Source organism: Sphingomonas sp. AOB5, from assembly GCF_029433115.1.
Taxonomy (GTDB): domain Bacteria; phylum Pseudomonadota; class Alphaproteobacteria; order Sphingomonadales; family Sphingomonadaceae; genus Sphingomonas.
The window spans coordinates 1-23,402 of the sequence record NZ_JARNTV010000052.1 but is presented as its reverse complement, the minus strand read 5'-3'; the positions used below and the strand labels follow the sequence as shown (position 1 = coordinate 23,402).

General features: G+C 65.7%; 27 protein-coding genes. 15 read left to right on the top strand and 12 right to left on the bottom strand.

The annotated features are described in order from the left end of the window. Nucleotides 1-116 precede the first annotated feature (116 nt). Complete coding sequence (locus P1X14_RS17200) at nt 117-530, top strand: thioesterase family protein (protein WP_277316642.1); 414 nt, start codon at nt 117-119, stop codon at nt 528-530. A gap of 4 nt (nt 531-534) precedes the next feature. On the opposite strand, the gene P1X14_RS17195 is transcribed toward P1X14_RS17200, so the two are convergent. Further along, nucleotides 535-1,020, bottom strand: coding sequence for a helix-turn-helix domain-containing protein (locus tag P1X14_RS17195; RefSeq protein WP_277316641.1), 486 nt, complete (start codon nt 1,018-1,020; stop codon nt 535-537). A 149-nt stretch (nt 1,021-1,169) separates the two neighbouring features. Here P1X14_RS17195 and P1X14_RS17190 point away from each other — a divergent pair, with 149 nt between their 5' ends. From P1X14_RS17190 to P1X14_RS17155, 8 genes are all read left to right on the top strand, one after another. Next, the gene (locus tag P1X14_RS17190) at nt 1,170-1,484 is read left to right on the top strand and encodes a hypothetical protein (protein ID WP_277316640.1); all 315 of its coding nucleotides are present in this window, start codon (nt 1,170-1,172) and stop codon (nt 1,482-1,484) included. A 131-nt stretch (nt 1,485-1,615) separates the two neighbouring features. Then, a complete protein-coding gene (locus tag P1X14_RS17185; protein ID WP_277316639.1) occupies nt 1,616-3,706 on the top strand; it encodes a bifunctional (p)ppGpp synthetase/guanosine-3',5'-bis(diphosphate) 3'-pyrophosphohydrolase in 2,091 nt (696 codons plus the stop codon). Nucleotides 3,707-3,982: 276 nt separating this feature from the next. After that, nucleotides 3,983-5,794: a DUF885 family protein gene (locus P1X14_RS17180; protein WP_277316638.1), complete on the top strand. Its 1,812-nt coding sequence runs from the start codon at nt 3,983-3,985 to the stop codon at nt 5,792-5,794. Between the two features lie 321 nt (nt 5,795-6,115). Next, nucleotides 6,116-6,565 (top strand): ArsI/CadI family heavy metal resistance metalloenzyme, encoded by a 450-nt coding sequence (locus P1X14_RS17175; protein ID WP_277316637.1) that lies wholly within the window; start codon nt 6,116-6,118, stop codon nt 6,563-6,565. Beyond that, nucleotides 6,565-6,906: a metalloregulator ArsR/SmtB family transcription factor gene (locus tag P1X14_RS17170; RefSeq protein ID WP_277316636.1), complete on the top strand. Its 342-nt coding sequence runs from the start codon at nt 6,565-6,567 to the stop codon at nt 6,904-6,906. The genes P1X14_RS17175 and P1X14_RS17170 overlap by 1 nt, the downstream gene beginning before the upstream one ends. Next, nucleotides 6,903-7,562, top strand: coding sequence for an MIP/aquaporin family protein (locus tag P1X14_RS17165; RefSeq protein ID WP_277316635.1), 660 nt, complete (start codon nt 6,903-6,905; stop codon nt 7,560-7,562). Before P1X14_RS17170 ends, P1X14_RS17165 begins: the two co-directional genes overlap by 4 nt. Beyond that, nucleotides 7,559-7,969, top strand: a complete 411-nt coding sequence (arsC, locus tag P1X14_RS17160) for an arsenate reductase (glutaredoxin) (protein WP_277316634.1) — start codon at nt 7,559-7,561, stop codon at nt 7,967-7,969. Before P1X14_RS17165 ends, arsC begins: the two co-directional genes overlap by 4 nt. Before the next feature lie 53 nt (nt 7,970-8,022). Then, the gene (locus P1X14_RS17155; RefSeq protein WP_277316633.1) at nt 8,023-9,117 is read left to right on the top strand and encodes a glycosyltransferase family 2 protein; all 1,095 of its coding nucleotides are present in this window, start codon (nt 8,023-8,025) and stop codon (nt 9,115-9,117) included. 84 nt (nt 9,118-9,201) lie between these two features. Here P1X14_RS17155 and P1X14_RS17150 read toward each other — a convergent pair whose 3' ends face one another. After that, nucleotides 9,202-9,930, bottom strand: a complete 729-nt coding sequence (locus P1X14_RS17150) for a class I SAM-dependent methyltransferase (RefSeq protein ID WP_277316632.1) — start codon at nt 9,928-9,930, stop codon at nt 9,202-9,204. 1 nt (nt 9,931) lies between these two features. Beyond that, nucleotides 9,932-10,330 carry a GtrA family protein gene (locus P1X14_RS17145; protein ID WP_277316631.1) on the bottom strand — a complete coding sequence of 133 codons (399 nt, stop codon included), beginning with the start codon at nt 10,328-10,330 and terminating at the stop codon, nt 9,932-9,934. Between the two features lie 94 nt (nt 10,331-10,424). On the opposite strand from P1X14_RS17145, the gene P1X14_RS17140 reads away from it, so the two are divergent. Then, nucleotides 10,425-12,287 carry an AcrB/AcrD/AcrF family protein gene (locus P1X14_RS17140; RefSeq protein ID WP_277316630.1) on the top strand — a complete coding sequence of 621 codons (1,863 nt, stop codon included), beginning with the start codon at nt 10,425-10,427 and terminating at the stop codon, nt 12,285-12,287. A 64-nt stretch (nt 12,288-12,351) separates the two neighbouring features. On the opposite strand, the gene P1X14_RS17135 is transcribed toward P1X14_RS17140, so the two are convergent. The 7 genes from P1X14_RS17135 to P1X14_RS17105 all read right to left on the bottom strand — a co-directional run bounded on the left by P1X14_RS17135 (nt 12,352) and on the right by P1X14_RS17105 (nt 16,816). Next, nucleotides 12,352-12,993 (bottom strand): MarC family protein, encoded by a 642-nt coding sequence (locus P1X14_RS17135; RefSeq protein ID WP_277316629.1) that lies wholly within the window; start codon nt 12,991-12,993, stop codon nt 12,352-12,354. Further along, the gene (locus tag P1X14_RS17130) at nt 12,990-13,598 is read right to left on the bottom strand and encodes a hypothetical protein (protein ID WP_277316628.1); all 609 of its coding nucleotides are present in this window, start codon (nt 13,596-13,598) and stop codon (nt 12,990-12,992) included. Before P1X14_RS17130 ends, P1X14_RS17135 begins: the two co-directional genes overlap by 4 nt. Beyond that, nucleotides 13,598-14,473 (bottom strand): bifunctional methylenetetrahydrofolate dehydrogenase/methenyltetrahydrofolate cyclohydrolase FolD, encoded by an 876-nt coding sequence (gene folD, locus P1X14_RS17125; RefSeq protein ID WP_277316627.1) that lies wholly within the window; start codon nt 14,471-14,473, stop codon nt 13,598-13,600. Before folD ends, P1X14_RS17130 begins: the two co-directional genes overlap by 1 nt. After that, a complete protein-coding gene (locus tag P1X14_RS17120) occupies nt 14,470-14,742 on the bottom strand; it encodes a DUF167 domain-containing protein (RefSeq protein ID WP_346770461.1) in 273 nt (90 codons plus the stop codon). Before P1X14_RS17120 ends, folD begins: the two co-directional genes overlap by 4 nt. 34 nt (nt 14,743-14,776) lie before the next feature. After that, nucleotides 14,777-15,085 (bottom strand): YggT family protein, encoded by a 309-nt coding sequence (locus P1X14_RS17115; protein ID WP_277316626.1) that lies wholly within the window; start codon nt 15,083-15,085, stop codon nt 14,777-14,779. A 77-nt stretch (nt 15,086-15,162) separates the two neighbouring features. Beyond that, complete coding sequence (argB, locus tag P1X14_RS17110) at nt 15,163-16,062, bottom strand: acetylglutamate kinase (protein WP_277316625.1); 900 nt, start codon at nt 16,060-16,062, stop codon at nt 15,163-15,165. Between the two features lie 70 nt (nt 16,063-16,132). Further along, nucleotides 16,133-16,816: a queuosine precursor transporter gene (locus P1X14_RS17105; RefSeq protein ID WP_277316624.1), complete on the bottom strand. Its 684-nt coding sequence runs from the start codon at nt 16,814-16,816 to the stop codon at nt 16,133-16,135. Nucleotides 16,817-16,976: 160 nt separating this feature from the next. Here P1X14_RS17105 and P1X14_RS17100 point away from each other — a divergent pair, with 160 nt between their 5' ends. From P1X14_RS17100 to P1X14_RS17090, 3 genes are all read left to right on the top strand, one after another. Continuing rightward, nucleotides 16,977-18,278 (top strand): nucleoside transporter C-terminal domain-containing protein, encoded by a 1,302-nt coding sequence (locus tag P1X14_RS17100; protein ID WP_277316622.1) that lies wholly within the window; start codon nt 16,977-16,979, stop codon nt 18,276-18,278. Nucleotides 18,279-18,537: 259 nt separating this feature from the next. Then, nucleotides 18,538-19,431, top strand: coding sequence for a PilZ domain-containing protein (locus tag P1X14_RS17095; RefSeq protein WP_277316620.1), 894 nt, complete (start codon nt 18,538-18,540; stop codon nt 19,429-19,431). A gap of 40 nt (nt 19,432-19,471) precedes the next feature. Next, complete coding sequence (locus P1X14_RS17090) at nt 19,472-20,221, top strand: MerR family transcriptional regulator (RefSeq protein WP_277316618.1); 750 nt, start codon at nt 19,472-19,474, stop codon at nt 20,219-20,221. Between the two features lie 43 nt (nt 20,222-20,264). On the opposite strand, the gene P1X14_RS17085 is transcribed toward P1X14_RS17090, so the two are convergent. Beyond that, nucleotides 20,265-20,747, bottom strand: a complete 483-nt coding sequence (locus P1X14_RS17085) for a hypothetical protein (protein ID WP_277316617.1) — start codon at nt 20,745-20,747, stop codon at nt 20,265-20,267. Nucleotides 20,748-20,768: 21 nt separating this feature from the next. Next, entirely contained in the window at nt 20,769-21,638 is an 870-nt protein-coding gene (locus P1X14_RS17080; protein WP_277316616.1) for a 3-hydroxybutyryl-CoA dehydrogenase, read from the bottom strand. Nucleotides 21,639-21,705: 67 nt separating this feature from the next. On the opposite strand from P1X14_RS17080, the gene P1X14_RS17075 reads away from it, so the two are divergent. Continuing rightward, nucleotides 21,706-22,743: a DUF1176 domain-containing protein gene (locus P1X14_RS17075; RefSeq protein WP_277316615.1), complete on the top strand. Its 1,038-nt coding sequence runs from the start codon at nt 21,706-21,708 to the stop codon at nt 22,741-22,743. 153 nt (nt 22,744-22,896) lie between these two features. Then, nucleotides 22,897-23,402: DUF1176 domain-containing protein (locus tag P1X14_RS17070; protein ID WP_277316614.1), on the top strand; the 506-nt coding region annotated here is incomplete at its 3' end.

The following is a 23,402-nucleotide window of genomic DNA, read 5'->3' as shown; positions in this document are numbered from 1 at the left end:
CGGCCCGCTCCCCCACCCGGCCACCCAACGGAAGTATATTCTATGGGTGGCCGGGTGGGGGAGCGGGCCGGTGCCGCCGGTTCAGCTTTGCTGAACCCAAAGAAAAGTCCCGCCGCATGAGCAGCTTCTCCACCCGCTTCCGCGTCCGTTATTCCGAGATCGACGGGCAGAAGATCGTCTTCAACTCGCGCTATCTCGAATATGCCGATGTGGTGCTGAGCGAGTTCTGGCGTTGGGCGGACCTGTCGGAGATCGGCCCCGACTGGCTCGACGCCGAGTTCAATGTCGTCCGCGCGACGGTGAACTACATCAAGTCCTTCCGCCTCGACGACATGATCGAGGGCCGCGCGCATATCGAGCGGATCGGCAGCTCGAGCATGACGCACATCGTCGAGCTGCATCACGCCGGGACCGGCGAGCTGCACGCCACGGTCGAGATCGTATCGGTCCATGTCGATCTGGTGGCGCGCAAATCGTCGCCGATTCCGCAGAGCGTTCGTGCGCGGCTGGAGAAACTGGGCCGCGACTGAGCGGCTATTCGGCGGCCTTCGCCTCTTCGTCCCACACCACGTCCTGCGGCAGCGACCAGTGGAGGTCGCCCTTCTCCAGTTCACGGCCGTCATGGCTCAGCACCTTGACCGGGCGGATCGGGCGGCTGTCGCGGGCATCGACCAGGATCGGGCTGGCGGGCATACCGGTCTCCCAGCGCTCGCCCCATTGGCGCAGCGCGACCATCGTCGGCAGCAGCGCGAAGCCCTTGTCGGTCAGGCGATATTCGATCTTGCGGCGATCGTCGGGATCGGGCGTCCGCTGAAGGATGCCATGGCCGACCAGTCGCGCGAGGCGGTTTGCCAGGATGTTGCGGGCGATGCCCAGCTCGGACTGGAATTCCTCGAAATGATGCAGCCCGTTGAACGAGCCGCGCAGGATCAGGAACGACCAGCGTTCGCCCATCGCCTCAAGGGCGGCAGGCAGGCTGCACAGCGCAGCAAGATCTTCTCTCAGTCCGTTCGCACCCATGATCGATTACCCTAACCCATATCGCCGGTCTGCGAAACGGCATAACTTATTGCAGCGCAACAACAGTTTCTGCTTGCAACTTACCCTTATGTCAATTAGGTAGTGATTCGCAACCTAGTTGCAAGTCTGACGTACCCCAGGAGGCAATCATGACCCGTATTCTCGCTGTCGCGGCGGCCGCCGCGGCCACGCTGGCGCTCACCCCCGCAGCCGGCATCGCGCAGACCTCGAACGGCTATTACACCGCCGTCGCAGCGACCGCTCCGGCCAAGAACAGCTTCGTGACGCGCAGCACCGTGTGGCGCTGCGGCGAAGGCACCTGCGTCGCCGCCAAGGCGACCTCGCGCGATGCGATCATGTGCGAGCTGGTTGCCGGCGAAGTCGGCAAGCTGTCGTCGTTCGCAGTCCGCGGCGAGGCCTTCTCGGCCGAAGCGCTCGAGAAGTGCAACGCCCGCGCCAAGTGATCCGGTGCACCTGAAAAACGGCCCGTTCGCCAGCCCGGCGAGCGGGCCGTTTTCATGTCCGCTGCTCAAATGTGCCGGATAAAAGAACGAATTTATTGCAAAGCAACGATTAGGCTGCCCATCTTAGTATCGTGCTGCGTCAATACGAACTGGTCGATCGGGTCCTGAGCTACGATCCTGAGGCTGATGAAGCCCTGCTCAACCGCGCCTATGTCTTCTCGGTCAATGCCCATGGCACCCAGAAACGCGCATCGGGCGACCCCTATTTCAGCCACCCGATCGAAGTGGCCGGCATCCTGACCGACCTGCACCTCGACGACGAGACGATCGCGACCGCCATCCTGCACGACACGGTGGAGGACACGGTCGCCACCCCGGAGGAGATCCAGCGGCTGTTCGGCGACAATGTCGCGCGGATGGTCGACGGGGTGACCAAGCTCTCCAAGATCGAGGCGCAGACCGAGAGCGAGCGCGCGGCGGAGAATCTGCGCAAATTCCTGCTCGCCATGTCCGACGATGTGCGCGTGCTGCTGGTGAAGCTGGCCGACCGGCTGCACAACATGCGCACGCTCCACTTCATCAAGAACCCGGACAAGCGCAAGCGCATCGCCCGCGAGACGATGGACATCTATGCCCCGCTCGCCGAGCGGATCGGCATGTACGAGTTCATGAAGGAGATGCAGACGCTCGCCTTCCGCGAGCTCGAACCCGAAGCCTATGAATCGATCACCAAAAGGCTGGAAGGCCTGAAGATCGAGGGCGAGGACCGGATCGCCAAGATCGCCTCCGGTCTCAAGCTGCTGCTGTCGCGCGGCGGGGTCGAGGCCGAGCTGACCGGGCGCGAAAAGCATCCCTATTCGATCTGGAAGAAGATGTCCGAGCGCCATGTGAGCCTCGAACAGCTCAGCGACATCATGGCCTTTCGCGCCATCGTCGACACCGAGGAGGAATGCTACCGCGCGCTGGGGATCATCCATCGCCGCTGGCCGATGGTGCCGGGGCGGTTCAAGGATTATATCTCGACGCCCAAGCGCAACGGGTACCGCTCGCTCCACACCAGCATCATCCATGCCGGCGACACCCGCGTCGAGATCCAGATCCGCACCCGCGACATGCATGCCCGCGCCGAGTTCGGACTGGCGGCGCACTGGGCGTACAAGCAGGACAGCGTCCGCCCCGATACGCAGGTCAGCTGGATCCGCGATCTGGTCGAGATCCTGGAACATGCCGAAAGCCCCGAGGAGCTGCTCGAGCATACCCGGATGGCGATGTATCAGGATCGCATCTTCGCCTTCACGCCGCAGGGCGAGCTGATCCAGCTGCCTAAGGGATCGACCCCGATCGACTTCGCCTATGCGGTGCATTCGAACATCGGCGATCAGGCGGTGGGCGCGAAGGTCAACGGCCGCGTCGTGCCGCTGCGCACCGAGATCGAGCAGGGCGATCAGGTGCAGATCCTGCGTTCCAAGGCGCAGCAGCCCCAGGCCAACTGGCTGAACTTCGCGATCACCGGCAAGGCGCGCGCGGCGATCCGCCGCCATATCCGGCAGAAGGAGCGCGAGGAGACGGTCGCGCTGGGCAAGAAGCTGTACGAGGAAATCCTCGAACGCCTGCCCACCCGTGCCGGTGCCTCGGCGCTGAAGGATGCGCTCAAACGGCTCAAGCTGGCCGACGAAGGCGCGCTGATGGAGGCGATCGCCCGGCGCAAGCTGACCGACGCGCAGGTGATGGAAGCGATCATGCCGGGTTCGGCCGAGGGGCTGGAGCATGACGAGCATCCGCCCCAGCTCCACGCCATCGACATCAAGGGCCTGACCCCCGGCGTCGCCTTCATCCTGTCCGAGGGCTGCCGCCCGGTGCCGGGCGACCGCATCGTCGGCGTCCGCCGGCCGGGCCTGCCGATCGAAGTGCATGCGATCACCTGTGGCGACCTGTCCGACGGCGATGACGAGGACTGGGTCGACCTGACCTGGGGCGACAAGGCCGAGGGCGGGATCGCGCGGATCAACGTGACGCTGAAGAACGAACCCGGCGCGCTGGGCAAGGTCGCGACGCTCATCGGCCAGCACAAGGCGAACATCCTCGGGCTGCGGATGGATAATCGCGACACGACTTTCCACACCAACACGATCGACGTGGAAGTGCGCAACGCGGCGCATCTGATGAAGCTGCTCGCGGGGTTGCGGGCGGCGGACGCGGTCAGTTCGGCCGAACGGGTGTAGACTGTATCGACATTCAACCACTCCTCCCCCGGAGGGGGAGGTGGCAGCCAAAGGCTGACGGAGGGGGAACGCAACAGGCGATATCGCTTGGGGCAAACCCCCTCCACCGCTTCGCGGTCCCCCTCCCCCTCCGGGGGAGGATTTCTTATCGCGATGCTGGATATCGATACGCCCTAGCCCGGATCGGCCATCCCCGGCACCGGTTCGTCACAGTGCCTTGCCTGCCCTGCCCCAGCCATTAGGCTTGCCCCATCCGATCCGTTCGAGGGGCATGACATGGACCGCCGTTCCTTCCTTCACAGCACCAGCGCGATTGCCGCGCTCTCGCTTCTTCCCACCGCTGCGCACGCCGCAGGCCGTGCGACGCAAGGCAACAGCGCCGATGCGCTGCTCAACCGCGCCTTCGATGCTGCCTTCCACGCATTCCTGCGCAACTCGCCCGAATCGGCGACCCAACTGGGGCTGGACAAGGGCGGCGATGCCTATCTGAAGAGCAAGCTGAGCGACCGCACGCCCGAGGCACGTGCCCGCAACCTGAACGAAGTGAAGACCAGCATCCGCCTGATCGAAGCGGTGGGCGAGGACGGACTGTCGCCCGCAGCAAAGCTCGATCGCGAGGTCGTGCTCTATTCGCTCCGCAACCGCACCGTCGCGCCCGACAAGTTCGACCTTGATTCGGCGGTGCGCCCCTTCACCATCTTCCAGCAGGGCGGCGCCTATTTCTCGACGCCCGACTTCCTCAATTCGGCGCACACCGTCACCAGTGCCGCCGATGCCGAAGCCTATCTGAGCCGCCTCGAAGCCTTTGCCACGGTGCTGGATCAGGAGACGAAGCAGCAGGAAGCCGAAGCCGCGCGCGGCGTGGTGGCGCCCGATTTCTGCCTCGACCTGACGCTGGGCCAGATGGACGCGCTGCGCAAAGCGGCGCCGGGCGAGAACGGCCTGACCCAGTCGCTGGTCCGCCGCACCAAGGACATTCCGGGCGAGTGGGGCGCCCGCGCCGGAAAGATCGTTGCGGACAAGGTCTATCCCGCGCTTGGCCGCCAATATGACCTGATCAAGAAGCTGCGCGCCAAGGGCCGGGCCAGCGCCGGCGTGTGGGACATTCCGCAGGGCGAGGCGATCTATGCCGCGGCGCTGGAAGCATCGACCACCACCAAGTTCACCGCCGCCGAAGTGCACAAGATGGGCCTCGATCAGGTGGCGAGCATCACCGCCGAGCTGGATGCGATCCTGAAGGCACAGGGCTTCACCAGCGGCAGCGTCGCCGAGCGGCTGACCGCGCTGAACACCCGGCCCGAGCAGCTCTATCCAGACACTGCCGAAGGCCGCGTCGAGCTGATCAAGAGCCTCAACGAGGGCCTTGCGCACGTCACCGCGATGCTGCCCCGCGCCTTCCTCAACGTGACCAAGGCGCCGCTGGAGATCCGCGCGGTGCCGGTCGAGATTCAGGACGGCGCGTCCAACGGCTATTACCGCCGCGCCGCGCTGGATGGCTCGCGCCCGGCGATCTACTTCATCAACCTGAAGAGCGTGGGCGACTGGCCCAAATACACCCTGCCCTCGCTGACCTATCACGAGGGGCATCCGGGGCATCATTTGCAGATCTCGACCAGCCAGGAGGCCGAGGGGCCGCTGATCCGCAAGACGACCTTCTTCGGCGCGTACAGCGAAGGCTGGGCGCTCTATGCCGAGCAGGTGGCGGACGAGCTGGGCGCCTATGCCAATCCGCTGGAGCGCGCGGGCTATCTCCAGTCCTTCCTGTTCCGCGCGGCGCGGCTGGTGATCGACACCGGCATCCACACCAAGCGCTGGACCCGCGAACAGGCGACCGATTACATGGTCCAAACCGTCGGCTTCGCCCGCCCGCGTTCGCAGCGCGAGGTCGAGCGTTACTGCACCCAGCCGGGCCAGGCCTGCAGCTACAAGATCGGCCATATCAGCTGGGTCCGCGCGCGCGAGAATGCGAAGAAGATCGCGGGGGCCAAGTTCGACGAGAAGCAGTTCCACGAAGTGATCCGCGCCGGCGCCGTGCCGCTGACGATACTGGAGCGGCTGGTGGAGGAACGGGCGAAGAGCTGGGCCTGAGCGGGGTCCGCGCGGCGCGGAACTTCACACTGTCTTCACACTGATCCGCGGGTTTCGGCGAGGGCAGGAAAGGTCCGGGAAGTCGGGCCTTTCGTGACCTTTGCACGAGGGAAAATGCGCGTTTTGGCTGGCGGGTGGAGCGCCATGCGGGCGGGGGATCGACGGGTCAAAGAGCGGCCGGGAGCTTTCCGGGCGCGCCGAGCTGAGCAGGCGGAATCCAACATTTCAAGAAGATAGGATGCCAAGCCGCCCGCATCGCCCGCCGCTTGCCGCTTCGATATTTCGATGATACCAGAAGTATCGAATCATTGGAGCCTTTCCATGAAGCGATTGCATCTTCACGTCAGCGTCCCGTCGATCGCCGAAGCCGTCACTTTCTACAGCACCTTGTTCGATGCGCCGCCATCGGTGCTGAAAGACGATTATGCGAAGTGGATGCTGGAGGATCCGCATGTGAACCTCGCCATCTCGTCGCGCGCGCGGGCAACCGGCGTCGATCATGTCGGTATTCAGGTCGAAAGCCCCGACGAACTGGCCTCGCTTGCTACCAGATTGAAGGCGGCCGGATCGCTGACCTTCGATCAGGAAGCGACGACCTGCTGCTATGCCAAATCGGACAAGTCGTGGGTGACCGATACGGCGGGGGTCCGCTGGGAAACCTTCTTCACCCATGGCGACGCCACCGAATATGGCGAAGACGAAGCCATGCCTGAACCGACAGCCAGCGCCTGTTGCGCGCCCGCCGCGGTGCCCAAGACGGCGTGCTGCTGATGCAGCTCCCCGATGCCGTCGAAGCCCTGTCCGCGCTTGCGCATGGACACCGGCTGGCCGTGTTCCGCCTGTTGGTGCGAGCCGGAGCGGACGGCCTGCCTGCCGGCGAAGTCGCGCGTGAAATCGGCATCCTGCCCAACACGCTTTCGACGCATCTGACGATCCTCGGCCATGCAGGGCTGGTCCGGTCGAAGCGCGAAGGACGATCGGTCATCTACTCCGCCGATTATGACGGGATGCGCGGCTTGCTGGGGTTTCTCGTCGCCGATTGCTGTGCCGGCCGCCCTGAAATCTGCGCACCCCTCGCCGAGATCGCGCAGGACTGCTGCCCGTCCGCATGATCCGGCGCGTCGTCGCCGAAGCTGTCGGCACCGCCTTCCTGCTCGCCATCGTCGTCGGCTCAGGCATCATGGGCGAGCGTCTGGCGGGCGGGAACGACGCCATTGCGCTGCTGGGCAACACCATCGCCACCGGCGCAGGGCTGATCGTCCTGATCCATATCTTCGGACCGGTGTCGGGAGCGCACTTCAACCCGGCAGTGACCTTGGCATTTGTATTGAAAGGCCAGACAGACCGGCAGACGGCGGTGGCCTATACCGCCGCGCAGCTTGCCGGGGCGCTGCTGGGCGTCTGGACAGCGCATGCGATGTTCGCCGAGCCGATCGTTCAGCTATCGAGCAAGTTGCGCGAGGGGCCGCCGCAGGGCCTGGCCGAATGTATCGCAACCTTTGGACTGATCGGAACGATCATCGGAACGCAGCGATCGCGGCCCGAGTTCACGCCGGTCGCAGTCGGCCTGTATATCACCGCAGCCTATTGGTTCACGGCTTCGACTTCGTTCGCCAATCCCGCCGTCACGATCGCGCGCAGCCTGACCGACAGCTTCGCCGGGATTGCTCCCGCATCCGTCCCGCTCTTCATCGCAGGTCAGATCGCTGGTGCGGTCGCGGGAGTCGCGTTCTTCACATGGCTTTTCAGAGAGGATTGTCCGCAATGACCGGCGCGTTCCCGATCACCATTTACCACAACCCGGAGTGCGGCACGTCGCGCAATGCACTGGCGATGATCGAGGCGGCCGGATACGCGCCCGTGATCGTCGATTATCGCAGTGCCGGTTGGCCCGGGCTCCTGCTCAACGAACTGCTCGCGGCAATGGGTGTGCGGCCGCGCGAGGTGATGCGCGAGAAAGGGACGCCCGCCGCCGAGCTTGGTCTGCTCGATCCATCGGTTTCGGACGAAGCAATTGTCGAAGCGATGCGGATGCATCCGATCCTGGTGAATCGCCCAATCGTAGTAACCCCCAAGGGTGCGAAGCTGTGCCGCCCGTCGGAAGTGGTGCTGTCGCTTCTGGATCGCCAACCGGCGCAATTTACCAAAGAAGATGGCGAGATCGTCCGGCCCTAGCCCCTATGAATCCCCCGATGACTAGTTTGCAGAAACGCGCTAGTGCGCGGCTCATGAACCGGCCCAAGCTTTCCGTCGTCATCCCCTGCTACAATGAAGAGGCGTGCCTCGAGATGCTGCATGCGCGCGTCTCGAATGCGGCGCGCAGTGCGGTGGGGGACGATTACGAGATCGTGCTGATCAACGACGGCTCGAAGGACAAGAGCTGGATGGTGATGCAGCGGCTGTGCGGGCTGGATCCGCGGCTGGTGGCGATCAACCTCTCGCGCAATCATGGGCATCAGCTGGCGCTGACCGCGGGGCTCGACCTGTGCGCGGGCGAGGAAATCCTGATCATCGACGCGGACCTGCAGGATCCGCCCGAGCTGCTGAACGACATGCGCGACACGATGAAGGCCGAGGGTGCCGATGTGGTGTTCGCGGTGCGGCGCAAGCGCGATGGCGAGAGCTTCTTCAAGCTGGCGACCGCCGCGGCCTTTTATCGCGTGCTGGATCGCGTGACCGACACGCCGATCCCGCTCGACACCGGCGATTTCCGGCTGATGACGCGGCGCGCGCTGGACGCGTTTCTGAGCCTGCCCGAACAGGCGCGTTTCATCCGCGGCATGGTGGCGTGGGTCGGCTTCCGTCAGGTGCCGTTCCTCTATGACCGGCAGGAGCGGCATGCGGGCGAGAGCAAATATCCGCTGAGCAAGATGATCCGCTTCGCGCTGGACGCGGTGACCGGATTTTCGACCGCGCCGCTGCGCTTTGCCAGCCATGCCGGGCTGGCGCTGACCGGCGCCGCGGGGCTGCTGGTGCTGTATGTCGCCATCGCCTGGCTGATGGGCCGTGCGATCCAGCCGGGCTGGACCTCGCTGATGCTGGTGGTGCTGGTGCTGGGCGCGGTGCAGATGTTCGTGCTGGGGATGATCGGCGAGTATCTCGGCCGGCTGTACGTCGAATCGAAGCGGCGGCCGCTCTATCTGGTCGCGGACGTGGCCGGGCCGGTGAAGGGCCATGCCTCGCTCGGCTATCGTTTCGAGGATTCGGGCGAAGTCAGCGTATCGCCGGTTACGCCGCGCGAGACGGTTGAGGCGAGCGAGTCGCTGCCGGTCCCGCCGCTTCCCGCGCCGGCCCGCCGCCGGGCGCCGCGGACGAAGGCATAAAGTCTGTGCTCCGGCGAAGGCCGGAGCCTTGGCCAAGCGGGTTAGCGCTGCCAACGCTCCGGCCTTCGCCGGAGCACGGGGGCCTTATTTCGGCGAAGCCAGCACGATGATCGACAGGCCGGGCGTCATGGGTACGCGGCCGAGCAGATGGCGTTCCAGCCGGAAGATCGTTTCGAACGCGGTGTTCAGTGCCTTGGGCGGGGGCGAATCGTCGCTGTCGTCCTTGCCGGTCAGCTTGCCCGCGAGACGCGCGGCGACGGCGGCGGGGAACAGCAGCGAGTTGAACCAGCGCAGCTTGGTCCAGCCGAGGCCGGCCTGTTGCAGCGCGGCGGTGAGCGTGCCCTTGGAATAGCGGCGCTTATGGTGGTTCACCACGTCGTGCGCGCTCCACATCCACTGGTGCGCGGGGACGGTGATCAGGATCTTGCCGCCGGGCTTGAGCGCCGAAGCCATGGCCTTCAGCGCCGCGACATCGTCCTCGACATGCTCGACCACGTCGAGCACCGCGACCAGATCGTAACTGCCACGCTCGACCCCGGTCAGTTCGGGCAAGGGCGAGGAGCCGACCGGCTTGCCCAGCCGCTCGCTGGCGAAGCCCCGCGCGGTCTCGTCGATCTCGATCGCGTCGACTTCGCCGAATTCGGCCAGCATCGGCAGATTGTGCCCGGTGCCGCAGCCGATCTCGAGGATCTTCGCATCCTTGGGGATCGCGCCGTAGCGCTTCAGATAATCCGACAGGATCTCGCGGCGCGCGCGATACCACCAGTGCGTGGTGTCATGGGCAGCCATGCGGTCATAAACGACGCGGTCCATCTTATCCGAATACCCATTTGCGGTTGAGCGCGAAGGTCGCGAGCGGCGTTATCAGCACGATCGGGATCAGCGGCAACCATTGCGGACCGTGGAACGGCCCGGTGATGATCCAGGTGAAGAAGGCGTTGAGGATCAGCCCCGATCCCTGGACGAGGAAGAATTTGGCATGCTGGCGCCCGCTCGAATCGCGCGTGCCATGGCCCTTGAAGCTCCAGAAGCTGTGCATGAAGAAACCGGCGGTCGCAGCGACGAGGAATGCGGGGGGCACCGCGGCCACCGCCCATTTGCCCGGCAGGACATAATAAGCGAGCGGCAGATAGACGGCCGAATAGATCACGGTTGAGATCACGCCCGCGATCCCGAAGCGGATCAGCTGGCCGAGCATCCCGTTCGTCCACATGGTTTCAACTTGTCGAAGGATCGCAGTCACTGTTTGCCTTTGCCACCTGGCCGCCGTGCGCACTAAAGGTCTGCAGGGGATAGGGGAAGCAGTTTTGAAGCTCGGTAAAGACGGCGCATTTCGCCTGGACGATGAACTGGACCGGCACTGGCTCAACTGGTCGCTGCTGTTCTGGGTGGCCGTGTGCGCCTGGTTCGTGTGGGATCGCCATGGCAATATCCAGTGGCTGGCCCTGGGCGATACCGACGACAATATGCGGCTGATGCAGGTCCGCGCGCTGCTTGCCGGGCAGGGCTGGTACGATCTCACCAATTATCGCCTCGATCCTGCGCTTGGCGGGTTCAACATCCACTGGTCGCGGCTGGTCGACCTGCCGATCGCCGGGCTGATCCTGCTGCTCCAGCCGTTCATCGGCACCGCGCAGGCCGAGAAATGGGCATGCGGCATCGCGCCGATGCTACCGCTGGCGGTGACGATGATCGGCGTGGCGCTGACCGTGCGCCGGCTGATCGCGCCGCAAGCATGGCCGATCGCGCTGGTGGTGCTGATGGGCTGCACCTCGACGATGATGATGTTCGCGCCGATGCGGATCGATCATCATGGCTGGCAGCTGGCCTGTCTGGCGATGACCGTTGCCGGGCTTGCCGATCCGCGCCGTGCGCGAGGCGGGGCGACAGTCGGCATATCGAGCGCGGTGTCGCTGACGATCGGGCTGGAGATGCTGCCCTATTGCGCGATGGCAGGGGCGATCATCGCGCTGCGCTGGGTGTGGGACGCGGGCGATGCGCGGCGGATGCAGGTCTATGGCATCACCTTGGCGGGCGGTAGCGGTCTGGGCTTCGCCCTCTTCGCGTCCGACGCCAATCAGGCGATGCGGTGCGACGCGCTGACGCCGGTGTGGCTGTCGGTGATGATCGCGGGCGGCGGATTGCTGTTCGCGCTGTCGCTGCTCAATCCGGCCAACCGCTGGGTGCGTCTCGGCCTTGGCGCGGTGGCGGGTGCGGCGATCGCGGGCGGGTTCGCCTGGTTCTTCCCGCAATGCCTGGGGCGGCCGGAGGGCGTTTCGGACGAGCTGCAGCAGGTGTGGCTCAACAATGTCCGCGAGGCGCGGCCGATCTATCGCCACTCGCTCGAAAGCGCCTTCCCCATCGCCGCGCTGCCGGTGATCGGGATCATCGGCGCGGGCGTCGCGATATGGCGCTGGCGCAAGAGCCAGGCGGTGGTCGGCTGGGCCGCGGTGGGGCTGTTCACTGCCTTTGCCGGGGCGATGCTGCTGTGGCAGGTCCGTGCCGGACCCGCGGCACAGCTGCTGAGCGTGGCGGGATCGACCGCGCTGGTCTGGATCGTCGTGCCATGGTGCCTGCGCCAGAAATGGATGGCCGTACGCGTGATCGGATCGGTCGCCGTCTTCCTTGTCGCGTCCGGACTCTTTGCGGGATACGTCATCAAATACCTGCCCAAGGAAGCGAAGCCCGCCGCGCGGAGCAGCTCGGCGGTCAACAATGCCAATGCGATGTGCGCGCGGATGACGTCGATGCGGATGCTCGACCGGGCCATTCCGCCCTCGATCCTGTTCACCCATGTCGATCTGGGGCCGCGGCTGATCGTGATGACCCGGCACAGCGGCATCGCCGGTCCCTATCACCGCAACGGCCGCGCGATCCTGGACGTGCACAAGGCGTTCACCGGCACCGCGGCGCAGTTCCGCCCGATCGCCAAGGCGCATGGCGCGCAATATCTGCTGGTGTGCCCGAATCTGGCCGAGACCACCGTCTATCGCGCGCGCAGCCCGCAGGGTTTCTATACGATGCTGCGGCCCGGCAAGGCGCCAAGCTGGCTGATCCCGGTGAAGCTGCCCGAAGGCGCGCCTTACCGGCTCTGGAAGATCGACTATTCGATGCCGGACGATGCGCCTGTCGTGCGGCACCAGCCCGCTCCCCCACCCGGCCGCCCATAGGTTACTAAAGTCTGGGTGGCTGGGTGGGGGAGCGGGCTGGTGCGGCTCCTTGCCGACGCAAGACTCAGTGCAGCCCCGCCGCCCGGCCGGCCACAAGGCTCGCCCGGATCCCGTCGATGACGAACTGAACCGCGAGCGCGGCCAGCAACACGCCGAGCAGGCGCGAGATCACCGCTTCGATCTTTGCGCCGACGATCCGCATCAGCGGCGCGGACAGCATCAGCGCGGCCAAGGTCAGCAGCAGGATCGAGGCAAGCGCGGCAAGCACCACCAGCGTGCGATCGGTGCCGGTATTCTGCGACATCAGCAGCATGATCGACGCGATCGAACCCGGCCCCGCGATCATCGGCATGGCCATGGGGAAGATCGAGACATCGGCGACTTCGGACGCCTTGATCTTCTCCGCACGATCCTCGCGCCGCTCGGTCCGCTTCTCGAACACCATTTCGAGCGCGATCAGGAACAGCATGATGCCGCCCGCGATCTTGAAGCTCTCAAGGCTGATGCCGAGCGCGCGGAGCAGGCCTTCGCCGAACAGGGCGAAGACGAGCAGGATGAGTGCCGCGACAAACACCGCGCGGATCGCCATGGCACGGCGATGCGCCGTGGTGGCGCCCTGGGTCAGCCCGGCGAAGATCGGCGCGCAGCCGGGGGGATCGATCACCACGAACAGGGTGACGAAGGCGGAGACGAACAGCTCGATCATTGCGCGGGCGCCGCCGCGATCCGGTCGGTAAGGACCACATCGAACTTCTGCCCGTTCCACAGATGGACATCGAGCCTGCGCGCACCCTCGGGCGTCACGATCCAGTGATAGACCAGGCTGCCGTCTTCCGACTGGCCGCCGCCGGACGTGAAGGACGGGCTGGTCAAAGCGAGGACCTCGGTCGGCTTGCCGCTGCACGAAGCGGTGCGGACCTGTGGCTTCTCCGGCAAGGCGCGCGGCGTCGTCAGCGCATCGCCGCCGTCATAGACCCATTTGTAATGGCCATCGTCCTGACGCGCCCAGACGGTGGTGAAATAGCCGACGCCCTTGGGACGGACCCACGGCCCGGTGTTCACCGCCATGGTGCCGTCGCACGAGACATAGCTTTGCGCCGGCCACCACTGGACGGTGATCTTCGGATCGGCCTTGGGCAGCGCCTCGTGCGCCTTCACCGGTTGCGGCGTGAAGATCACCGCGTCGGGCGTCGAATATTTGCGGAAGGCGGTCCATTGCCCCTCGGTCTGGGCCGAGCGGTTGAACGCGCGTTCGGCCTCGACTGCGGTCTCCGGATCCTGCGCCGCGAAGAGCATCAGCGCGAGCAGCATCAGATCGCCCTTTCGTCGAGCGGCACGCTTTCGCGGCGATGCGCGGCGACCAGCGTGTTGCGCAGCAGGCAGGCGATGGTCATCGGGCCGACGCCGCCCGGCACCGGCGTGATCGCGCCCGCGACCGAGGCCGCGCTTTCGAAATCGACATCGCCGCGCAAACCGCCATCGACCCGGTTGATGCCGACATCGATCACGGTCGCGCCGGGCTTCAGCCACTCGCCCTTGACGAAATCGGCACGGCCGACTGCCGCCACGACGATATCGGCATGGCGCAGATAGTGCGGCAGGTTGCGGGTGCGGGAGTGGGCCAGCGTGACGGTGCAGCTGCGCGCGGTGAGCAGCGCCGCCATCGGCTTGCCGACGATGTTCGAGCGGCCGATCACCACCGCATCGAGACCCGACAGATCGCCCAGCCGGTCCTCGAGCAGCATGACGCAGCCGAGCGGGGTGCAGGGGACGAAGGCCGGGAGGCCGGTGGCGAGGCGCCCGGCATTGACCGGATGGAAGCCGTCGACATCCTTTTCAGGATCGATCCGCAGCAGCACTTCCTCGGCATCGAGATGGCGCGGCAAAGGCAGCTGGACGAGGATACCGTCGACCGTGGGATCGGCATTGAGCTGATCGACCAGTTCGATCAGATCGTCCTGCCTGGCATCGGCAGGCAAACGATGCTCGAGGCTTTCCATCCCCGCCTCGCGAGTCATCTTGCCCTTCGAGCGGACATAGACGGCCGAGGCCGGATCGTCGCCGACCAGCACCACCGCAAGGCCGGGCGTTCGGCCGGTCGCGGCCTTGAAGGCGGGGACATGGCTGGCGACACGCGCCCGCAGGCCGGCCGCGAAGGCCTTACCGTCGATCAGATCTGCGCTCATGGCGGCGAGCCATAGAGATTTGCCGCGCAAACCGCCAGCGCTGCGGGATCGCCGACGATGTGGAGACGCTTGAGCCGCGAGGTTTCGCCGCTCTGGATCGTCACGGCACGCTTCCCTACCCCGAACGCCTTCGCCACCAGCGGGATCAGCGCCGCATTGGCCGCGCCATCGACCGGTGCCGCGGCAAGGCGCGCGGCGAAATGTTCAGGTGTTCCGGCGGTAAAGGCGTCACGCCCGCCGCGCGGGGTCACGCGGACATGGACGACGATGCCGTCCGGCGCGATCCGCCAGGGAATGGCCGGATCAGGAGAGGCCAGAGGCGACGATCTGCCCGTAGAGCGCGGGGATGATGATCCGGTTCAGGATATAGAGGATCACCAGCACGGCCAGCGGCGCGATATCGAGCGGCTGCGCATCGGGCAGGATGCGGCGCAGCGGCCGGTACATCGGCTCGGTCAGGCGGCGCAGGCCGGTCCACAGCGCGCTGACGAAATCGTTATAGGTGTTGATCACGTTGAACGAGATCAGGATCGACAGGATCGCCTGCACGAAGATGATCCACCAGATGACGTTCAGCAGCACCTGAATGATCGAGAAAAGGACTCCGAACAAACGCGTTCTCCGATGGCAATGTGCCGCCAGAGATACGGATTGCCCAGCGCTCCGGCAAGTAGCGCGCGGCGCGGAATTCAGGCGTGGACGAGCGTGCCCGCGCCGCGCCGGGTGAAGATTTCCAGCAGCATGGCGTGCGGGATGCGGCCATCGAGGATGACCGCGGCATCCACCCCGGACTGAACCGCGTTCACGCAGGTCTCGACCTTGGGGATCATGCCGCCCGAGATGGTGCCATCGGCCTTAAGCGCTTCGATCCCCGCGGGATCGAGATCGGTCTGCAGCACGCCATCCTTGCTCAGCACGCCCGCGACATCGGTCAGCAGGAAGAAGCGCGATGCCTTGCACGCCGATGCGATCGCGCCGGCCATGGTGTCGGCATTGATATTGTAGGTCGCGCCATCCGGCCCGAGCGCGACGGGGGCCACCACCGGGATGAAGCCCGCCGCAGCCAGCGTGTCGAGAATCTCGGGGTTCACCGACACCGGATCGCCGACGAAACCGAGATCGACATGACGCTCGATGCCCGAATTGGGATCGGGTTCGGTACGGCTGATCTTCTCGGCAACGACGAGACCCGCATCCTTGCCCGAAATGCCCACCGCCTTGCCGCCGGCTTCGGCGATCCAGGCGACGATCTCCTTGTTGATCTTGCCCGCCAGGACCATCTCGGCGACTTCGGCGGTGGCAGCATCGGTGACGCGCAGCCCGCCGATGAAGCTCGATTCGACGCCGAGACGCTTCAGCATCGATCCGATCTGCGGCCCGCCGCCATGCACCACCACCGGATTGATTCCGACGGCCTTGAGCAGCACCACATCCTCGGCGAAATCGCGCGCCAGCTCGGGATCGCCCATGGCGTGGCCGCCATATTTCACGACGAAGGTCGCGCCCTTGTAGCGCTGGAGATAGGGCAGCGCCTCGGTGAGGGTTTCCGCCTTGGCGAGCAGCGCCGGATCGGGAGCATTGTTGGTCATGCCCGGGCCATTACGTTTGTTTGGAAACTCGCGAAAGAGCGAGTTTCAGCGGCGCCGGCCCGCTCCCGTATCAGTAAGTGGTCGCCCGCGTGCCCAGCGCGCGGCCCAGCGCCACGAACGCGTAGATCAGCACCGGGATCAGCACGATCGACAGCACCACCTTGGTCACCATCTGGCCGACCATCAGTTCGCCGATCGGGAACACGCCGTAAAAGGCGATGGTGATGAAGATCAAAGTATCGACGATCTGGCTGAGCACGCCGGCGATCGCCGAGCGCAGCCACAGCATCGATCCGCCGCCGCTCTTCATTGCGCTGAAGATGGTGACGTTGAGGATCTGCGAAATGCCATAGGCGATGATCCCGCCCGCCCAGATGCGCGGGGTGCCGCCCATCATCATCTCGAACGCCGTCAGCCGCGCGGGCTCCATATGGCCGGAGGCAGGCAGCGCCAGCACCAGCAGCGACAGCAGGATCGACGCGATCAGCGGGATGAAGCCGAACAGCACCAGCCGGTTGGCAATGGCGCGGCCATGCAGCTCGGCCACCGCGCTCGACACCGCGACCAGCAGCAGGAAGGCGAAGATGCCGGCCTCCACCGCGAGCGGGCCGATGCCGATCCACTCGCCGATCTGCGAGACCGGGCCGAGCGAGACCTGCTTGTTGCCGAGCACGCCGGCAATGCAGACCATGCCGCCATAAAAGATCGAAAGGACGAAGAGCGAGCGCGGGATCGCGGTTGAACGGGTATCCATGACGCAACGCTAACCAGAATCGCCGCGCGGTAAAGCCCCTGCGGCGACCAAGGAGTTTCAACACCTTGCCAAGCCCCCCGCTGCGCGCCAATCTCCGCCGCTTGTTCAGGGGGAAACGAGTGATGCGCAGCTACCGGACCAATTCGCGGACGATCCGCGCATGAACGGCTTCCCCATCGGCGTGTTCGGCGTGCTGGCGATTCTCGTCATCGCCTTCCTGCTTTCCAGCAACAAGCGCGGGATCAATCTGCGCGTGGTAGGCGCGGCGTTCGCGCTGCAGGCGCTGATCGCCTTTTTCGTGCTGCGCACCAGCGTGGGCGTCAGCGCGATCCAGGGGCTGTCGAGCGGCGTCACGGCCCTGCTCGGCTATGCCCATGCCGGCACCGAATTCCTGTTCGGCAATCTCGCCAAGCCCGAACTGGGCGGCAACACCTTCGCGATCTCCGCGCTGCCGGTGATCATCTTCTTCGCGGCACTCGTGTCGATCCTTTACCATCTGGGCGTGATGCAGTTCATCATCCGCTGGGTCGGCGGGGCGATCGAGAAGGTGATCGGCGTCTCCAAGGTGGAATCGCTGTGCTCGGCGGCGAACATCTTTGTCGGCCAGAGCGAGTCGCCGCTGGTGATCCGCCCCTATCTGGCGCGGCTGACCCCGTCGCAGCTGTTCGCGGTGATGACCGTGGGCATGGCCGGCGTCGCGGGCACGATCCTGGCGGCCTATGCCAGCTTCCTCGGACCCCAGTCGCTGCCCTATCTCCTCGCCGCGTCCTTCATGGCCGCGCCGGGCGGCCTGCTGATGGCCAAGATCATGATGCCGGACGATCGCGCGCCCAAGGATGGCGAGCTGCCGCTGGACGATCAGCCCGAGGCCGATCAGGTGATCAAGGCGGTCGAGCATGAGGTCGAGGAAGAGCGCGCTGCGAACCTGATCATGGCAGCGGCGACCGGCGCATCGACCGGCGTGAAGATCGCGGTGGCGGTCGGCGCGATGGTGCTGGCGTTCGTCGCATTGGTCGCGCTGGCCAACGGGCTGCTCGGCGGCGCCGGCAATTGGGTCGTCTATGCCAGCGGCAATGCTGCCTGGGCACAGTGGTTCGCGGACCTGAGCTTCCAGAAGATCATCGGCACGATCTTCGCCCCGGTGATGTATCTGCTGGGCATTTCGTGGAACGAAGCGGTGCAGGCGGGCGGCCTGTTCGGCACCAAGGTGGTGCTCAACGAGTTCGTCGCCTTCATCGATCTGGGCGGCATGACCGAGATGGCACCGCGGACCAAGGCGATCATCACGTTCGCGCTGTGCGGCTTCGCCAACTTCTCGTCGATCGCGATCCAGATGGCGGCGACCGGGAGTCTCGCACCCAATCAGCGGCCGATGATCGCCAAGCTCGGTATCCGTGCATTGGTGGCCGGAAGCCTTGCCAATTTGATGAGCGCGGCATTGGCAGGTTTGTTACTGCCCTGATCTTGCACGAATAGTTTGCTTCATCTTTCCTTCACCACGTTCCTGCGTGGATATGAAGACTTACCCGTGTTAATTAACGGTCACTGGCCCGCAGAATAGCACGAAATCGCGCAACGCGTTCCAGTAACGGCCAAGAATATCATGGCCGGAGAGCGGGTTCGCGCGCATTTCTTCGATAGCCCGGCGTCAGGATACTGGCCGCCGTCGGGCTGCCGCCGGAAAGCGCCTCTCTGGTTGGACGGACCAAGGAGCGAGCAGGGTGTATAATCAGGAGCGTAACCGGGGCAGCCGCCCGGACCGAACGGCTGGCCAGGCGGATGAGGATTCGACCGCCTGGGTGCGCAATTGCCTGAAGGAGGCGTATCCGGTGCCGGGCGGCAGCGGCGCGTCGCTGCTCGGATGGACGGGCCCGCGCCCGCGCCGCAACACGGTGATCAAGCTGCCCGCGACCGTGAAGGCGATCGAGCATCGGGTGAGCGAAGCCACCGCCGCGGCCGACGACGCCATCGACCTGACCGAAATCTCGTTCTGCGCCGACCTGATCGACGCCGTCGATGCCGAACCCGAGCGCCGCAGCGACGATCGCGCGACGCTGTCGGTCTATCGCTCGGCCACCCTGCGCTGGGCCGGGTTCGAAGCACTCTGCCTGATCCGCAACATCTCGCCCGGCGGGATGATGGGCATCCTCCACAAGACGCTGGCCGAAGGCGAGCAGGTGACGGTGGAGATCCGTTCGGGCAATTTCATTCCTGGCCATGTCGCATGGTCGCGCGACGAGATGACCGGCGTGCGCTTCGACGAACGGATCGACGTGCTGCAGGTGCTCCAGGCCCCCTCGACCGGCGAACCCGGCGCGATCCAGCGCATGCCGCGGCTGCGCATCGCCAGCCCGACCAGCGTGCAGCGCGACGGCAACAGCCATCAGGTGACTTTGGTCGACGTCTCGCAGGGCGGCGCGAAGGTCGAAGCCGATTTCCTGCGCGAGCATGACGATGTGATCCTGAACGTCCGCGGCCTCGATCCGCGTCGCGGCACGGTGCGCTGGGTCCGCGAAGGCCGGGCGGGGATCGCGTTCCTCGCATCGGTGCCGTTCGACAAGCTCGCCCGTTGGGCAGTCGAGCGCCAGGCGGAGGCCGATCAGGGCGCAAAATAGCGCTTGCTCCTGACGTAACGTCACCCGGTAGAACGGGTTCATGGAGCAAGTTCTAGACATTGGCGAAGTCGCCCGGCGTACGGGCCTGACCCTGCGCGGCCTGCGGTTCTACGAAGCGCGCGGGCTGGTGAAGCCGCTGCGTACCGAAGGCGGGCGGCGTATCTATGGCGCGGGCGAGCTGGCGCGGCTGAATGCGGTGGTGGCGCTGAAGCGCGCCGGGTTCAGCCTCGCCCAGATCGCCGGGCTGCTCGGCGACCGCCGGATCGATCTCGGTCGGCTGGTCGCCGCTCAGATCGCGGCGCTCGACGCACGTCAGGCCGAGATCGCCGAGGCGCGCGCCCTTCTCCAGACCGTTCAGTCCCGCATCGACCATGGCGAGCCGGTCGACGTCGCGACCCTGTGCTCGCTGATCAAGAGCGGAGACATGATGATGGAACATGAGAATTGGAAAGCGGTGAGCGACCGCTATCTGAGCGACGAGGCCAAGGCCGATTTCGCGGCGAACCCGCCGCCTTCGGGCTTCGATCAGGCGGACTATTCGGCGAAATGGGCCGACCTGACCGGGCGGATCGAAGCGGCACTGCCGATGGACCCGGCCTCGGCCGAAGCCCGTGCCTTTTACGACGAATGGCAGGCGCTGCTGGCGCCGTTCAGGGCCGTCGCGACCCCGGCGATGATGCAGGGCGTTTCCGGCATGTACGACCGGATCGGCGAGTGGAAGGGCGAGCAGAAGCCGCCTTTCTCGCCCGAAGTCTGGGACTTCATCAAATCGGTCGGCAGCGCCGCCTGACCGGACCGGCCCTTCCGCGCGATGCGGGAGGGCCGGAACCCGATCATTTCATCAGGCCCGCATTGCGCGCTTCGCGGGCGAGATCGTCGCCCGAATAGACATATTCCTCGAGCCAGGCCTTGAAGGTGCTGCGCGGCCAGCCCTCGATGATCGCGCCCGAGCTGAAGGTGAGATTGCCCGAATCGCCGCGCCACACCTTGATGATGTCGAAATCGACATTGAGTTCGGCGACCCAATCGGCAGGCGGGTTTTTCACCTGATCGAAGATGCTGACCAGCACGATGTAACGGCAATTCACGCCATTGGTGCAGCCGCCGAAGCTGACATGGATGGTCCAGCCGCCAGATTCGAAGGTGAGCATCGGAAATTCGGCGTTGCTGTTGTCCACCGGACCCGGCGCATAGCCCATCGAGCGAAGCTGCGCGGCGAATGCCGTGGGGTTCTTCGCACTGAGCGGCGCATTCGCCTGCGCAAGCGCGGGCGTGGCGAAGAACATCGCGCACAGGATCAGAAGCCGTTTGATCATTTCACTACCCCCCAAGGCAAATCAGCGCGTCGGCACCGGTTCCGGACCGTTATAATCATAGAATCCGCGCTTCGTCTTCCGCCCGTACCAGCCGGCCTCGACATATTTCACGAGCAGCGGCGCGGGGCGGAACTTGGGATCGCCGGTGCCTTCGAACAGCACGCGGGTGATTTCGAGGCAGGTATCGAGACCGATGAAATCGGCCAGGGTCAGCGGACCCATCGGGTGGTTGAGACCGAGCTGGACCGCCGCGTCGATATCCGGGATCGTCGCCACGCCTTCGCCAAGGGCAAAGCAGGCTTCGTTGAGCATCGGCATCAGCACGCGATTGACGATGAAGCCCGGTGCATCATTGGCATGGACGATGCGCTTGCCCAGCGACTGGCCATAGGCCTCGACCGCGGCGACCGTCGCGTCCGAGGTGGCGAGGCCGCGGATCAGCTCGATCAGACCCATCACCGGCACCGGATTGAAGAAGTGCACGCCCATGAAGCGGGCGGGATCGGGCGAGGCCTGGGCGAGCCGGGTGATCGGGATGGACGAGGTGTTGCTGGCGAGGATCGCATCGGCGCGCAGCACCTTGCCGACACTCTCGAAGATGGTGCGCTTGATGGCTTCGCGCTCGGTCGCGGCTTCGATCACCAGATCGCACGGCGCAAAGGCCGAGACGTCGTTGACCGGCTCGATATTGGCGAGTGCGGCTTCGGCATCGGCGGCGGCGATCTTCTCCTTCTCGACCGCGCGGGCGAGCTGTTTGGCGATGCCTGCCTTGCCGGCTTCGGCGCGCGCCAGATCCATGTCGGACAGGAGCACGCGATACCCCGCCTGCGCCGAGACCTGGGCGATGCCCGCCCCCATCTGACCCGCGCCGATCACGCCAACCGTCTTCATCGCTTGTACTCCCGGAAATTTTGGCGCTTCCTAACCGCTGCAACACTGCTTCGCTAGGAGTCTGGCCATGCCGATGCTGCCCTTCCTGTTTGCCCTGCTCGCGCCATTGCAGAACCCGCCGGCCGGCGAGGTGAAGATCTTCGGCGACTGGGCGGTCGCATGCGACAATATCAAGGCATGCGAGATGACCTCGCTGACCCCGGGCGATGGCTCAGAGGACAAGCCGGGCTATGATGCAGTGTCCTTCTCGCTCAGCCGCGCGGCGGGACCGGCAGGCGGCTTCAGCATCGAGGTGCAGATGCCCTCGACCGAGGATGGCAGCGAAGTATCGGTGCGGATCGACGGCAACATCATCACCGGCAAGATCCCGAAGGACGGGCTGATCCGCTTCACCGGCGCCGATGCGGCACGGATCGTGGCGGCGATGGCGAAGGGCGAGACGATCCAGATCGCCGACATCGCCGATTCGCTGGTCGGGCTGGTCTCGCTGAAGGGATCGTCGGCGGCGCTGCGCTATATCGATGCGGGCCAGGGCCGCGCGGGCACCGTCACCGCTGCAGTGGCCAAGGGGGCAAAGCCCGCCAGTGCCGTGCCCGCGGCCGTGGCGCCGCCGGTCATCCGCTATCCCCGTCCCTCGGGCCGCGCGGTGCCGATGCCCGCGGCGATGCGTGCGGCACTCGACAAGGAAACCGAGTGCGGCGAAATCTATGCCGGCGGCGAAGGCGAACTGCCCGTCGTCGAGACCTTTGCGCTGGGCGGCGGCAAGACACTGGCGCTGCTCCCTTGCGGCAACGGCGCCTATAATTACTCGACGATCCCCTATGTCATCTCTGGTGGCAAGGCGTCGCTGGCGCCGTTCGACCGCATGCCCGAGGGCATGGGCGGCGGAGATGGCCGGCCCGAGCTGGTCAATGCCGGGTTCGACACCAAGACCAACGCGCTGACCAGCTATGCCAAGGGCCGCGGGATCGGCGATTGCGGCGCGAGCGAGGATTATGTGTGGGACGGCACCCGCTTCCGCCTGATCGCGGCGCGCGCGATGCCCGATTGCCGCGGCTCGGTGAACTGGCTGACCGTGTGGCAGGTGACTGCGTTGCCGCAATAGGCTGGGCGGTGCCAGCCCGCTCCACCACCCGGCCTCCCACAGCATATCCTGATTGGGAGGCCGGGTGGGGGAGCGGGCCGGTGCCGTAGCGGCGAAGCCGAAAACAACTCTCACCCTATCGACTTGGGCGTTTCCTCCCCTATGGAGGTGAACATGCTGTTTGCCATGCTGCTCGCCCTGATCGCCGCACCGGAGACGGAGAAGCTGTTCGGCAACTGGGCGGTCAATTGCGACAATGTGAAGCGCTGCGAAGCGACCGCGCTGCAGGTGGCGGGCCGCGACAGCGACCAGTATCGCGAGACGCGGCTGAGCCGCGAGCCGGGACCGGCAGGCGCGGTGACAATCGAGCTGTGGCCCGAGGCACGCGTGGGCGGGATCATCGACGTGCTGATCGACGGCAAGTTGATGGCGACCGGCATGCTGCGTTCGGACTCGGTGTTGCTGACCGGCGCGACCGCCGAGGGGCTGGCGCGGGCGATGGCGAGCGGACGGGAGCTGTCGCTGCGTTCGGGCCGCCAGATCCTTGCGCGCATCTCGCTGACCGGATCGTCGGCGATGCTGCGTTATATCGATGCCGAGCAGGGCCGCGCCGATGGCGTGACCGCGCTGGTGGCGCGCGGCAAGAAATCGGCGACGGCGGTGCCGGGCGCACAGACGCT

What these genes read in the sequence shown, in the direction of transcription:
- P1X14_RS17145 (WP_277316631.1), bottom strand. Translation starts at nt 10,330, where the DNA reads ATGTGGACGAACGGGATGCTCGGCCAGCTGATCCGCTTCGGGATCGCG.
- P1X14_RS17090 (WP_277316618.1), top strand. Translation starts at nt 19,472, where the DNA reads ATGGAGCAAGTTCTAGACATTGGCGAAGTCGCCCGGCGTACGGGCCTG.
- P1X14_RS17175 (WP_277316637.1), top strand. Translation starts at nt 6,116, where the DNA reads ATGAAGCGATTGCATCTTCACGTCAGCGTCCCGTCGATCGCCGAAGCC.
- P1X14_RS17170 (WP_277316636.1), top strand. Translation starts at nt 6,565, where the DNA reads ATGCAGCTCCCCGATGCCGTCGAAGCCCTGTCCGCGCTTGCGCATGGA.
- P1X14_RS17150 (WP_277316632.1), bottom strand. Translation starts at nt 9,930, where the DNA reads ATGGACCGCGTCGTTTATGACCGCATGGCTGCCCATGACACCACGCAC.
- folD (WP_277316627.1), bottom strand. Translation starts at nt 14,473, where the DNA reads ATGAGCGCAGATCTGATCGACGGTAAGGCCTTCGCGGCCGGCCTGCGG.
- P1X14_RS17075 (WP_277316615.1), top strand. Translation starts at nt 21,706, where the DNA reads ATGCCGATGCTGCCCTTCCTGTTTGCCCTGCTCGCGCCATTGCAGAAC.
- P1X14_RS17105 (WP_277316624.1), bottom strand. Translation starts at nt 16,816, where the DNA reads ATGGATACCCGTTCAACCGCGATCCCGCGCTCGCTCTTCGTCCTTTCG.
- P1X14_RS17200 (WP_277316642.1), top strand. Translation starts at nt 117, where the DNA reads ATGAGCAGCTTCTCCACCCGCTTCCGCGTCCGTTATTCCGAGATCGAC.
- P1X14_RS17135 (WP_277316629.1), bottom strand. Translation starts at nt 12,993, where the DNA reads ATGATCGAGCTGTTCGTCTCCGCCTTCGTCACCCTGTTCGTGGTGATC.
- P1X14_RS17190 (WP_277316640.1), top strand. Translation starts at nt 1,170, where the DNA reads ATGACCCGTATTCTCGCTGTCGCGGCGGCCGCCGCGGCCACGCTGGCG.
- P1X14_RS17195 (WP_277316641.1), bottom strand. Translation starts at nt 1,020, where the DNA reads ATGGGTGCGAACGGACTGAGAGAAGATCTTGCTGCGCTGTGCAGCCTG.
- P1X14_RS17155 (WP_277316633.1), top strand. Translation starts at nt 8,023, where the DNA reads ATGAACCGGCCCAAGCTTTCCGTCGTCATCCCCTGCTACAATGAAGAG.
- P1X14_RS17085 (WP_277316617.1), bottom strand. Translation starts at nt 20,747, where the DNA reads ATGATCAAACGGCTTCTGATCCTGTGCGCGATGTTCTTCGCCACGCCC.
- P1X14_RS17100 (WP_277316622.1), top strand. Translation starts at nt 16,977, where the DNA reads ATGAACGGCTTCCCCATCGGCGTGTTCGGCGTGCTGGCGATTCTCGTC.
- P1X14_RS17080 (WP_277316616.1), bottom strand. Translation starts at nt 21,638, where the DNA reads ATGAAGACGGTTGGCGTGATCGGCGCGGGTCAGATGGGGGCGGGCATC.
- P1X14_RS17130 (WP_277316628.1), bottom strand. Translation starts at nt 13,598, where the DNA reads ATGCTGCTCGCGCTGATGCTCTTCGCGGCGCAGGATCCGGAGACCGCA.
- P1X14_RS17180 (WP_277316638.1), top strand. Translation starts at nt 3,983, where the DNA reads ATGGACCGCCGTTCCTTCCTTCACAGCACCAGCGCGATTGCCGCGCTC.
- argB (WP_277316625.1), bottom strand. Translation starts at nt 16,062, where the DNA reads ATGACCAACAATGCTCCCGATCCGGCGCTGCTCGCCAAGGCGGAAACC.
- P1X14_RS17165 (WP_277316635.1), top strand. Translation starts at nt 6,903, where the DNA reads ATGATCCGGCGCGTCGTCGCCGAAGCTGTCGGCACCGCCTTCCTGCTC.
- arsC (WP_277316634.1), top strand. Translation starts at nt 7,559, where the DNA reads ATGACCGGCGCGTTCCCGATCACCATTTACCACAACCCGGAGTGCGGC.